Raw genomic sequence first — 11,368 nt, 5'->3', positions numbered from 1 at the left:
TCGGAGAGGACGAGCCGGAGCGGACTCAGACCGCCTTCGCGACGAAGCCGCCGGATCCGACGAGCGCATCGGCGGTGGCGATGATGGTGTCGCGGAGGGCTGCGGCCGCTCGCGTCGGCGCCATGTCGGCGCGGTGCGCCAGGCTCACCGTGCGGGTCAGCTTCGGCGAGGCCAGCGGCACGGCGCGCAAGCCCGGGCGGTCGAGCGCCACCATGGCGGGGACGACGGCGACGCCCACTCCGCGCTCCACGAAGCGCAGCACGGTGTCCATCTCCGGCCCCTCCACGACCACCTCCGCGGTCAGCCCCGATCCGGCGAAGGCGGCATCGGTCGCGGCGCGCAGTTCGTAGCTGCGCGGGAAGGCGATGAGCGGCAGATCCGCGACCGCGGCGAGCGCGATCGCCCGGCCGTGGCTCACCGGCGACTGCGCGGCGGACGAGATCACCACGAGATCCTCTTCCAGCAGCGCGGTACGGGTGAGGCTCACCGGAGAGGCCGCCGCCGCATCCGAGGAGGCGAGGAGCGCAAGGTCCAGCGCGCCCTCGGCCAGCGCGGACACGAGCCCCCGCGAGCCGCGCTCGGTGATCTCCAGTTCGATCCCGGGGTGTGCGGCACGGAACGCGCCCACGACCTCCGGCACGATGCTCGCGCACAGCGACGGCGGAGCGCCCAGGCGCACCCGTCCCCGGCGCAGTCCCGCGATCTCGGCCATCTCCCGGCGCACCGAGGCGGCATCGGCGAGCATGCGGCGGGCGTACGGCAGCAGCACCTCGCCCGCGGCTGTGAGCGAGATGTGCCCGCGCGCGCGATGGAACAACTCGGATCCGAGCTCTCGCTCCAGCGTCGAGATCTGCCGGCTCAGGGAAGGCTGCGCGAGATGCAGCTCCTCGGCAGCCCGGGTGAAGTTGCCGAGCCGGGCGATCTCGACGAATCCGCGGAGCTGCTCGAGGTTCATGACCATAGCCTAGAGGCATTCAGTCCAGCGGCATTATGCATTGGAGTAATCGTCGGCGGATTCCTAGCGTGGAAGCCATGACTGAGAACACCACCCACGAGCGCCTCGTCTCCACGACTGTGCTCGTGATCGGCACCGGCGGATCCGGACTGCGCGCGGCCATCGAGGTCGCCGAGCAGGGCGTCGACGTGCTCGCCGTCGGCAAGCGCCCGCGCCACGACGCCCACACCTCCCTCGCGGCCGGCGGCATCAACGCCGCCCTCGGCACCATGGATCCGCAGGACAGCTGGCAGCAGCACGCCGCCGACACGATCAAGGAGAGCTATTTCCTCGCGGATCCCCGCACGGTCGAGATCGTCACACGAGGCGCGGAAGAGGGCATCCGCGACCTCGAGCGTTACGGCATGGGCTTCGCCCGCGAGGACGACGGCCGCATCTCGCAGCGCTTCTTCGGCGCGCACACCTTTCGCCGCACCGCGTTCGCGGGCGACTACACCGGGCTCGAGATCCAGCGCGCACTCGTCGACCGCGCCGAACAGCTCGAGATCCCGATCCTCGACACCGTCTACATCACGCGCCTGCTGGTCGACGACGTCGCCGCACCCGACGGCGGCACCGCGCCCCGCATCTTCGGCGCCTACGGCTTCGACCTGGTCTCCGGCGAGCGCTACCTCATCCACGCCGACGCCGTGATCCTCGCCGCCGGCGGCCACAACCGGATCTGGCGGCGCACGTCGTCGCGCCGCGACGAGAACACCGGCGACTCGTTCCGTCTGGCCGTGGAGGCCGGCGGGCGGATCCGCGACCCCGAGCTGGTGCAGTTCCACCCCTCCGGCATTATCGAACCGGAAAGCGAGGCGGGAACACTGGTCTCCGAGGCGGCGCGCGGCGAGGGCGGCATTCTGCGCAACGGCCTCGGTGAGCGCTTCATGAGCAAGTACGACCCGGAGCGGATGGAGCTTTCCACGCGCGATCGCGTGGCGCTGGCCGCGTACACGGAGATCGCGGAGGGCAGGGGCACCCGGAACGGGGGCGTCTGGCTGGATGTCTCGCACCTGCCCCGCGAGACGATCATGACCCGCCTGCCGCGCGTGTACCAGACGATGCTCGAGCTGCAGATGCTCGACATCACGAAGGACCCGATCGAGATCGCACCGACCGCGCACTACTCGATGGGCGGAGTCTGGGTGCGCCCCGAGGACCACCGCACCGACGTGGACGGGCTGTACGCGATCGGCGAAGCTTCTTCGGGTCTGCACGGCGCGAACCGGCTCGGCGGCAACTCGCTCATCGAGCTGCTCGTGTTCGGCCGTATCACCGGCCGCGCCGCCGTCGCGCACGCCTACGGACTCGACGCGCAGCGCCGCTCGACCGTCGCGGTGCGCCGTGCGCGGGCGGAGATCGACGACATGCTCGCCGCCGACGGCCCGGAGAACGTGCGAGCCCTGCAGCGGGCGATCCGCGACACCATGACGGCGCACGCCGGCGTCGTCCGCAACGAGGACGGACTGGTCGCGGGCCTCGCCGAACTCGACGCGATCGAGGAGCGGATGACGCGGATCGGGATCCACCCCGACATCGCCGGGTTCCAGGATCTCGCGCACGCGTTCGACCTGCGCTCCTCCGTCCTCGCCGCACGGGCGACGCTGGAGGCGGCGCTCGAGCGCCGCGAGACCCGCGGTTGCCACAACCGCAGCGACTACCCCGCGATGGATCCGGCCCTGCAGGTGAACCTGGTGTGGTCGCCGTCCACGGGCGTCGTACGCGAGGAGATCCCGTCGATCCCGGCGGAGATCGACGCGCTGATCCGCGAGGTGGACACCGCCGGGAAGCTCGTGGAGTAGCGCCGGATCCTCGATCGCCGCGGCCCGTCAGGAGGGAACTCACCCGCCGGACGGGCCGCGGTGGTAGAGTGCCTCAACGGATCGTATACAAAGTCGTCGATCCACCCTTCATCTTCCCGAGGTGATCAGCCGTGGCAGCAGTCCCCGTCGCTTCCGCAGAGTCCGTCTCGACGCTCGTCGCGCGCAACATCAGCGAGTTCCGCTCCGCGGTCTCCGACTCGTTCGTGCCGCTCCAGGTGAGCGGCACCGGAGCCGACCCGTTCCGCGGCATGATCCGGGGCGCCTCGGTCGATGAGGTGCATGTCACCGACGTGCGCGCCACGAGCCATGTCGTCGAGCGCACGCCCGAGCTCATCGCCCGCGGCGACCGTTCCTACTTCAAGGTGAGCCTGATGCTGGCCGGCACCGGCCTGCTCATCCAGGACGACCGCGAGGCTGTCCTGGCCCCCGGCGACCTCGCCGTCTACGACACCGACCGGCCGTACTCGCTCGTGTTCGACGAGGACTTCCGCACCATGGTCGTCATGTTCCCGAAGCACCTGCTGAGCCTGCCGCCGGAGATGGTCGGGCAGCTCACCGCCGTGCGCATCTCGGGCCAGGAAGGCCTGGGCGGCATGGTCGTGCCGTACCTGCGTCAGCTCGCCACGAACCTCGACCAGCTCGCCGGCGCCACGGGAGCGCGCCTCGCGCACAGCGCCCTCGACCTCGTCTCCACCGTGTTCACCCGCGAGCTGGGACTCGACGAGGCGGCCGGCGACCCGCACCGCGCCCTCATCCAGCGCATCCGCGGGCACATCGACCGCAACCTCGCATCCACCGAGCTCGGTCCCACGTCGATCGCAGCCGCGCACTTCATCTCCACGCGGCACCTGCACGGCCTGTTCCAGGAGCAGGGCACCACCGTGTCGACGTGGATCCGCACCCGCCGACTCGAGCAGTGCCGCAGAGATCTGCTGGATCCGATCCTCGCCGATCGTCCCGTCGCCGCGATCGCCGCCCGCTGGGGCTTCGTCGACGCTGCGCATTTCAGCCGCGCGTTCAAGACCGCCTACGGCGTCTCCCCCAGCGAGTACCGCTCCACGCACTGATCTCGCGGTCACCGCCTCCGACGCCCCCTCGAGGAGGTCGCGTTCTACGGCTGGCGCGCGTAACGCAGCTCGACGATCCCGCTGGGATACGGCGTGCTCTGCACGAGTCGCAGCCGCAGCGGCGCGCTCTGCTCCGGGAACAGGGCCGTGCCCGTGCCGGCCGCCGCCGGCAGAACCCAGAGGCGGTACTCGTCGACGAGGTCGGCGGCGATCAGGGCGCGCTGGAAGGTGTCGCCTGCGATCGCGAAGAGGTCCTTGCCGGGTTCGGACTTCAGCCGCGCGATCTCTCCGGCGAGATCTCCTGCGGCGATGCTCGCCTCGCCCCATTCCTCCACCGAGACCGGCGTGCGTGAGAACACCACCTTCGGGATCGCGTTCATCGGCGCAGCGGACGGATGCTCCACCACCGGCCAGAAACCCTTCATCGCGTCGTACGAGGCCCGGCCCATCAGGAAGGCCCCCGCCTCCCAGAGTTGCCGGACATACTCGTTCTCCTGCACGTCGTCGTCGATCGACTCCATGACGCCGCGCATCCCGTTCTCCGCGCCGACGCTCTTGCCGTCGACGGACACGTAGTAACTCAGGATCAGCTTCCGCTCGCTCACTGTCATGGTTGCAGTCTGATCCCGTTACTTGTTTTTAGCAAGCAATCTCCCCGACCGGCGTCTTGCTCCTGGGGGCACGCCGGTTGACTCTCGGTGCGCGATCCGCGTCGGGTTGTTGAGCGCTGGATCGAGTACGGCGGAGCATTGCCTCACCCCGCAGTCCGGCGGGGCTGGGTCGAAGGAGTCCCACTGTGACCGACGATGTGACCGCATCCGCCGCCGATCCGGCGCGCGACGAGTGGCGGACCTACGACGAGTTCGCCGCCGGCATCGACACCTACCGCCTGCCGAACACCGACCTCGCCGGGACGGCGCTGACCCTCACGCTGGACGACGGCCAGACACTGGCGCTCTCGTTCGGCCCGTCGACAGGCTCAGGGACCGTCGACTGGTCCGGCCTCGGCTCCTCCGGCGCCGACCCCTACGACGCTGTCGCCGTACGTGACGATGTCGTCTTCGTGAACGTGCCGCTCGCCTCCCGCGAACGCGAGGCGCTCACCGTCGTCTACTCCACGACCACACACCGGGCGACCGTGATCCGCTCCCGGATCGCCGCGGAGGCGATCGAGGGCACCCCGCAGGTCGGCCAGGAGTTCTGGGCCGCGACGACCGACGGCGGCGAGCCGAGCGGCGAGGCACCCGGTCCGAGCCGCGACCTGATCGGCAAGCGCAACGTCTACCGGTACAGTCCGCACCACCTGTACGAGCACGTGTACCTGTCCAGCCAGCGCTACGCCTGGCAGTGCCTCGAGGGCGTGCAGCGCGGGCACGGCGACACCGACCTCTCCACCGTGTGGAAGTTCGCGGACGGCCTGTACCTGTTCTGCTTCCGGGAGTTCCGGATCGCGGTCGCGAGCGTCTGGCTGCACGACCTCGGCTACCAGCTCAGGACGACCGGCATCTTCCTCGGCCTGAACGGCGAGGGCGCCTCGGAGCACTCCCGCGCCGGTGGCCACATCTACCCGCTCGGGGCGGTCGTCTACCCCGACGCCCAGCCCGTCTGACAGACCGGTCCCCGAGGCTCACGACTCCCTTCCAGAGCCCCGGGGGCCTCCATTCCAGAATCCGACACCGCGAAAGGGCACACACGATGAGCAACGCCGACATCATCCGCGCGCACTACGAGGCGAGCGATCGCGGCGACCTCGACGGCATGCTCGCCCCGCTCGCCGCCGATGTGCGCTGGACCGAGGCTGCCGGCTTCCCCTACGCCGGCACCTACGTCGGCGCGGACGCGATCGTGGAGAACGTGTTCACCCGTCTCCAGGACGACTGGGATGACTACACGCTCGCGGTGGACGAGGTCATCGACGGCGGCGACACCGTGATCGGGATCGGCACCTACTCCGGCACGAACAAGAGCACCGGACGCTTCTTCGCCGCCCGCGTCGCTCACGTGTGGCGGCTCGAAGGCGGCGAAGTCGTGGCCTTCGAGCAGTTCACCGACACCGAGATGGTCTCCCGCGCCACCCGCGACTGACGAACGCCTCGCACAGACCTGCACCACAGCGCGGGGGTCCGCCCCGCAACCCGAAAGACAGGAATCACATGAACAAGCGCATCACCGCCGCGGCAGCGCTGCTGACCGCGGGTGTGCTGGCTCTGGCCGGCTGCTCCGGATCCGGCGGATCAGGCGGATCCAAGGATCCGATCGTGGTCGGGTCCGTCAACACGATCTCGGGTCCTGCGACCTTCCCCGAGGCGTCCCAGGCCGCGAAGGCCGTGTTCGACCAGTTCAACGCCGCGGGCGGCTTGAACGGCCAGAAGATCGACTACAAGGCCCTCGACGACAAGGGCGACCCTGCCACGGCGACCGCCAACGCGCGCGAGATCGTCGGCAGCGACAACGCGGTCGCGATGGTCGGCTCCGCGAGCCTGATCGAGTGCGACCTGAACAAGAAGTACTACGAGCAGGAGGGGATCCTCTCGATCCCCGGCATCGGCGTCGACACGGGCTGCTTCGACAGCAAGAGCATCTCGCCCGCCAACGTCGGCCCGTACAACGACCTCACGCTCACCCTCACCTACGGCTCCGAAGTGCTGCACCTCGACAACATCTGCGTCCTGCTCGAGATCGCCGGCTCCACTCGTCCGACCTACCAGGCGGCGATCGACAAGTGGACCAAGGCGACCGGCAAGAAGCCCTCGTACGTCGACGACACCCTGCCGTACGGCGCGAGCGACTACACGCCGTACATCGTGAAGGCCCGTCAGGCCGGCTGCAAGGCGCTCGCCGTGAACCCGATCGAGCCGGACGCGATCGGCCAGATCAAGGCCGCCAACGCGCAGGGCTGGAACGACGTCACGTTCCTGTACCTGACCAGCGTCTACAGCGACAACTTCGCCCAGGCGGTGGACAACGCCGGCGCCGGGGTCTACGTGCCCGCCGAGTTCTACCCGTTCACCGACGACAACGCCATCAACAAGGGCTGGCGCGACCTGATGACGAAGAACAAGATCCCGCTCACCTCGTTCAGCCAGGGCGGCTACCTCGCCGCCACGCACTTCATCGAGGTTCTGAAGACGATCAAGGGCGACGTCACCCGGGAGAGCGTCAGCGCCGCGCTGAAGAGCATGAAGCCGATCGACGACAAGATGATCGGCACGCCGTACACCTTCGGCGTCGACAACACGGCCGGCTGGCCGATCGTGCTGAAGAGCGGCACCCACAAGTGGGAGAAGGTCTCGGACGACTGGCTGCGCCTGACCAAGTGATCCGAGGATCCGGTCTGCTCGGTCCCTGAGCCTGTCGAAGGGCCCGAGCAGACCGGATCCGCCTACCCCTTTCCGGGCGCTTCGACGAGCTCAGCGACCGGAACACAGAAAGGACGACGCCATGTTGCAGGGCGCTATCGCCGGCCTCGCCGCCGGCGGCCTCTACGCGGTGCTGGGCGTGTGCCTCACCCTGATGTCGCGGCTGGTGCGGGTGGTGAACTTCGCGCAGGCCGCCACCGGCATGTTCGGCGCGTTCACCGCTGTCTGGCTGGTGCGCCAGGCCGGCCTGCCCATCTGGCTCGGTTCGGTTCTCGGCGTCCTCGTCGCCGGAGTTCTGGCGGTCGCGATCGGCTGGATCGCCGCCACCTGGCTGTCCGAGGCCTCCACCACGACGCGCTCGGCGATGACCGTCGGGCCGCTGCTGCTGCTGATCTCGCTGTCGTTCATCCTGTTCGGCAACAAGCCCCAGCCGTTCGACCCGATCATCGCCGGCCCCGCCTTCTCGATCGGCGGCGTCGTGGTCAGCCAGGTCACCGTCGCGACCGTGCTGATGGCGATCGTGACCGCGCTGCTGGTCAAGCTCGTGCTCAGCCGCACCCGGGTGGGTGTGCAGCTGCGCGCACTGTCCGAGCGTCCCACCACGGCCGAGCTCCTCGGCATCCGCTCCCGTCCGCTGTCGATCGCGGTCTGGTTCGTGACCGGCGTGATCGGCGCGATCGCGATCATCATCGTCGCCCCCTCGCAGTCCAACGACGCCACGGGGCTCGCGATGCTGATCATCCCCGCGGCCGCCGCGGCGCTCCTCGGCGGGTTCAAGCGCCTCGATCTCACCGTCGTGGGCGGGCTCGTCCTCGGCGTGCTCGGCGGCCTGGTCGCGCAGATCAACCAGGTCGCACTGGTGCGCAACTTCCTGCCGTTCCTGTTCATCGTGATCCTGCTGCTCTGGACGCAGCGCAAGGAGGTGTGGGATGCCGCACGCTGACCGCCCGCTCGCCCCGAGCCGGGGCCTGACCGGGAACCCTCTGTTCCGCAACACGTGGCCGTTCGCGGTCGCCGTCGTCTGCGTACTCGTGGGCCTCGTGCTCTCGAACACGCTCTCCGGGTACTTCGTCTTCCTCGCGATCAGCGCCGTCACGGCCGCGATCGCGATCCTCGGGCTCGGGATCGTGACCGGTTCCGCCGGCATGATCGCGCTGTGCCAGCTCACCTTCGCCGCCGTCGGCGCGTGGATCGTGGCGCTGTTCAACCTCTGGCACGTGCCGGGGGGCTTCATCGTCTGGCTCATCGCCGGCGGCATCGCGGCGGGCCTGGTCGGCATGCTCGTGGGTCTGCCCGCCCTGCGCCTCCGCGGCGTGAACCTGGCCGTCGTCACGCTCGGCTTCGCGGCTGCGGCGGACGTGACGCTCGTGCAGATCCAGTTCCCCGGATCCGCCGACAGCATCTCGATCGACCGCCCCGCCGGCTTCACGAGTGACAAGCAGTTCTTCTTCCTCTCGATCATCGTGCTGGTGGTGTGCGGTCTCGGCGTCTTCTTCCTGCAGCGCGGCCGCTGGGGCGCGAGCTGGAAGGCCGTCGCCTTCTCCGAGCGCGGCACCGCCGCAGCCGGGCAGAGCGTGCAGAGCGCGAAGCTCACCGCCTTCGCCGTGTCAGCCGCGCTCGGCGGCATCTCCGGCGGCCTGCTCGCCGGTCAGGTGCAGCTGCCGTTCGCATCGAGCTTCACTCCGCTGCAGTCGCTCGCGCTGTACGTGCTGGCGATCATGTCGGGCGCGCACCTCATCGACATGGCAGTGTTCGGCGGCATCCTCTGGGTACTCGTCCCCGAGCTGCTGAAGCGATGGGGCATCCCTCAGGACTGGGGCTTCGTGATCTTCGGCGTGCTGGGCGTGCAGGCCCTCACGAGCGGATCCAACCTCGGCCAGACGATCCGCTCGGCGATCTGGAAGCGGCAGGACCGCAAGAACGCGTCCGCGTCCGCCGCGGTGCTCACGGCGCTGCCGGCGGACGCGGACGAGCATGCCGAGGAGATCCGCACCACGACCACCGCCGTGCTCGACCCCGCGGTGCTGAACGGAGAGCCCGTGCTCACCGTCGAGCACCTCACCGTGCAGTTCGGCGCCCTCAAGGCCCTGGATGATGTGTCGTTCTCCGTTCCCGCCGCGTCGATCATGGGTCTGATCGGCCCGAACGGCGCGGGCAAGTCGACGTTCGTCGACGCGATCAGCGGGTTCCTGCCCAAGCACGGCGGACGCGTGCTGCTGGGCGGACGGGATCTCGCCGGTCTCTCCCCCACGCGCCGCGCCCGGCTCGGGCTGCGCCGCACCTTCCAGCAGGACCGGGTGCCGCCGCTGCTCACGGTGGGCGGCTACGTGCGGTTCGTCGCACGGCGCCGACTGTCCGCCGCCGACATCGACGAGACGCTCGCGTTCTTCGGCTGCCCGCCCGCCAGGGCGCGGCTGTCGAGCGTCGACGTCGGCACTCGCAGGCTGGTCGAGGTCGCGGCGGCGCTGCTCTCGCAGCCGCGGCTGCTGATCCTGGACGAGCCCGCCGCCGGACTCTCGCACGACGAGCACCTCGCGCTCGCCGCCCGGCTGCGCGAGCTGCCGGAGCGCTACGGCACGGCGCTCATCATCATCGAGCACGACCTCGATCTGGTCCGCTCGGTGTGCCCGATGCTCACCGTGCTGAACTTCGGCACGGTGCTCGCCACCGGGCCGCAGGACGAGGTGCTCGCGAACCCCGACGTGGTCAAGGCCTACATGGGAGAGACGGAGCTGCTGTCATGAGCGAACTGGTGCTGGACGGCATCACCGTCAGCCGCGGCGCGGGCCCGGTGATCTCGGACGTGTCGCTGACCGTGCGCGGCGGCGAGGTGCTCGCCCTGGTCGGCCCCAACGGCGCGGGCAAGACCAGCCTGATCGAGTCGATCTCCGGCGTCGTGGGTCATTCCGCGGGTTCGCTCACGCTGGACGGGGAGCGCATCGACAAACTCTCCCGAGTGTCGCGGGCTCGCAGGGGCATCGTGCACATCGAGCAGGGCAGAGCCGTGTTCCCGTCGCTGACGGTGCGCGAGAACCTGTCGCTCACCGCGCGCACCCCGGCCGAGCTCGAGGCGGCGCTCGCGCCCTTCCCCGAGCTGGAGAAGCGGATCGACTCCGCCACGGCGCTGCTGTCGGGCGGCGAGCAGCAGATGGTGGTCCTCGCCCGCGCGTTCGCCGCGAAACCGAAGATCCTGCTCATCGACGAGATGTCGCTGGGCCTTGCGCCGGTCGTGTTCATGCGGCTGGTGCCGATCGTGCAGTCGATCGCCGAGTCCGGCGTGGGCGTGCTGCTCGTGGAGCAGTTCACCCAGCTCGCGCTCGGCATCGCGCGCGAGGCCGTGGTCGTGGCGGGTGGGCGTGTGTCGTTCCAGGGAACCGCCGAGGACCTGCACGCGGATCCGCAGCTGCTGCACCGGGCGTATCTGGGCGGGTAGGCGGATCCGCGTCAATTCGGGACGCATCCTGCCGGCTCATGACGGATGAGACCCCGGGGCCTGTCAGCGCAACGAACGCCGACGGCGTCACCACGGCAGTCTCAAGGGCCTGCACAGGTCGCGGAAGCCCCGCGCGCAGGACCTCAGGAGAACGTGCGGCCGTTCCAGCGAAGCCAGCCGCTCTGGTGCTGCCCCGACGGGTCATGGTGCGTCCAATGCACCGTGCCGCCCTTGTCGCTCCACTCGTAGTCGCCGAGGAAGTCGACACGGTCGCCCTTCGACAGTCCGTCAAGCCGCGGGGCGATGTCGATGTTGTGCGCGATGAGGATCGAGACGCCCCCGGGCGTGGTGAGGATGAACTTCTGATGCGGCGAGCCCTCGGTGTCATCCGCCAAGACGCGCGAGACCACGCCGGCGCCCTGCACCTCCACTCCGCTGCGGTGCTCATCGAACAGCGCGCGGACGGGATCGTCGGAGCTTCCGCCGGCAGATCCAGAGGCGGCCGGTCCGACGGCGGCCGGTCCTGAGGTCGCCGTGGACGGAGCCACCACCGCGGGCTGATCAGCAGGGATCCATCCCCTCCCGACGGCGAGCGTCGCGAGCGCGGCGAGGATCACCACGACGACGATCGTCGTCCACCTCGTCCTCCGGGTCACGGCGCCCAGCCTATCCGGGCGCGCGCGGCCATC

The 11,368-nt window shown here is 69.7% G+C and carries 11 protein-coding genes; 8 read left to right on the top strand and 3 right to left on the bottom strand.

Features of this window, described 5'->3' with window-relative positions:
- Positions 1–25 precede the first annotated feature (25 nt).
- Positions 26–955 carry a LysR family transcriptional regulator gene (locus AC1DCT_RS15925; protein WP_440733414.1) on the bottom strand — a complete coding sequence of 310 codons (930 nt, stop codon included), beginning with the start codon at positions 953–955 and terminating at the stop codon, positions 26–28.
- A 77-nt stretch (positions 956–1,032) separates the two neighbouring features.
- Between AC1DCT_RS15925 and AC1DCT_RS15920 the strand changes: the two genes are divergently transcribed.
- Positions 1,033–2,799 (top strand): FAD-binding protein, encoded by a 1,767-nt coding sequence (locus AC1DCT_RS15920; RefSeq protein WP_477430310.1) that lies wholly within the window; start codon positions 1,033–1,035, stop codon positions 2,797–2,799.
- 131 nt (positions 2,800–2,930) lie between these two features.
- Complete coding sequence (locus AC1DCT_RS15915; RefSeq protein ID WP_477430309.1) at positions 2,931–3,887, top strand: AraC-like ligand-binding domain-containing protein; 957 nt, start codon at positions 2,931–2,933, stop codon at positions 3,885–3,887.
- Positions 3,888–3,931: 44 nt separating this feature from the next.
- Here the strand turns inward: AC1DCT_RS15915 and AC1DCT_RS15910 are convergent, their stop codons facing one another.
- A complete protein-coding gene (locus tag AC1DCT_RS15910) occupies positions 3,932–4,498 on the bottom strand; it encodes a dihydrofolate reductase family protein (protein WP_441977292.1) in 567 nt (188 codons plus the stop codon).
- A gap of 185 nt (positions 4,499–4,683) precedes the next feature.
- Between AC1DCT_RS15910 and AC1DCT_RS15905 the strand changes: the two genes are divergently transcribed.
- The 6 genes from AC1DCT_RS15905 to AC1DCT_RS15880 all read left to right on the top strand — a co-directional run bounded on the left by AC1DCT_RS15905 (position 4,684) and on the right by AC1DCT_RS15880 (position 10,679).
- On the top strand, positions 4,684–5,496 hold the full coding sequence (locus tag AC1DCT_RS15905; protein ID WP_441977293.1) for a MoaF C-terminal domain-containing protein: 813 nt from the start codon (positions 4,684–4,686) through the stop codon (positions 5,494–5,496).
- Between the two features lie 86 nt (positions 5,497–5,582).
- A complete protein-coding gene (locus AC1DCT_RS15900) occupies positions 5,583–5,972 on the top strand; it encodes a nuclear transport factor 2 family protein (RefSeq protein WP_441977294.1) in 390 nt (129 codons plus the stop codon).
- Between the two features lie 68 nt (positions 5,973–6,040).
- Positions 6,041–7,207, top strand: coding sequence for an ABC transporter substrate-binding protein (locus AC1DCT_RS15895; RefSeq protein ID WP_477430308.1), 1,167 nt, complete (start codon positions 6,041–6,043; stop codon positions 7,205–7,207).
- Between the two features lie 121 nt (positions 7,208–7,328).
- Positions 7,329–8,189, top strand: a complete 861-nt coding sequence (locus tag AC1DCT_RS15890; protein ID WP_440733421.1) for an ABC transporter permease subunit — start codon at positions 7,329–7,331, stop codon at positions 8,187–8,189.
- Positions 8,176–9,990, top strand: a complete 1,815-nt coding sequence (locus tag AC1DCT_RS15885) for a branched-chain amino acid ABC transporter ATP-binding protein/permease (RefSeq protein WP_477230924.1) — start codon at positions 8,176–8,178, stop codon at positions 9,988–9,990. The genes AC1DCT_RS15890 and AC1DCT_RS15885 overlap by 14 nt, the downstream gene beginning before the upstream one ends.
- Positions 9,987–10,679 (top strand): ABC transporter ATP-binding protein, encoded by a 693-nt coding sequence (locus AC1DCT_RS15880; RefSeq protein ID WP_477430307.1) that lies wholly within the window; start codon positions 9,987–9,989, stop codon positions 10,677–10,679. Before AC1DCT_RS15885 ends, AC1DCT_RS15880 begins: the two co-directional genes overlap by 4 nt.
- Positions 10,680–10,822: 143 nt before the next feature.
- On the opposite strand, the gene AC1DCT_RS15875 is transcribed toward AC1DCT_RS15880, so the two are convergent.
- On the bottom strand, positions 10,823–11,335 hold the full coding sequence (locus AC1DCT_RS15875; RefSeq protein ID WP_477430306.1) for a DUF3465 domain-containing protein: 513 nt from the start codon (positions 11,333–11,335) through the stop codon (positions 10,823–10,825).
- Between the last annotated feature and the right edge of the window lie 33 nt (positions 11,336–11,368).

It is taken from the genome of Microbacterium sp. 10L49, from assembly GCF_056395125.1.
Note: the sequence above shows the minus strand (reverse complement) of the source record. Positions and strands in the feature narration are given on the sequence as shown.

Excerpts from the sequence above, each read along its gene's own strand:
- AC1DCT_RS15925 (WP_440733414.1), bottom strand. The coding sequence starts at position 955 with ATGAACCTCGAGCAGCTCCGCGGATTCGTCGAGATCGCCCGGCTCGGC.
- AC1DCT_RS15920 (WP_477430310.1), top strand. The coding sequence starts at position 1,033 with ATGACTGAGAACACCACCCACGAGCGCCTCGTCTCCACGACTGTGCTC.
- AC1DCT_RS15910 (WP_441977292.1), bottom strand. The coding sequence starts at position 4,498 with ATGACAGTGAGCGAGCGGAAGCTGATCCTGAGTTACTACGTGTCCGTC.
- AC1DCT_RS15900 (WP_441977294.1), top strand. The coding sequence starts at position 5,583 with ATGAGCAACGCCGACATCATCCGCGCGCACTACGAGGCGAGCGATCGC.
- AC1DCT_RS15895 (WP_477430308.1), top strand. The coding sequence starts at position 6,041 with ATGAACAAGCGCATCACCGCCGCGGCAGCGCTGCTGACCGCGGGTGTG.
- AC1DCT_RS15890 (WP_440733421.1), top strand. The coding sequence starts at position 7,329 with ATGTTGCAGGGCGCTATCGCCGGCCTCGCCGCCGGCGGCCTCTACGCG.
- AC1DCT_RS15885 (WP_477230924.1), top strand. The coding sequence starts at position 8,176 with ATGCCGCACGCTGACCGCCCGCTCGCCCCGAGCCGGGGCCTGACCGGG.
- AC1DCT_RS15880 (WP_477430307.1), top strand. The coding sequence starts at position 9,987 with ATGAGCGAACTGGTGCTGGACGGCATCACCGTCAGCCGCGGCGCGGGC.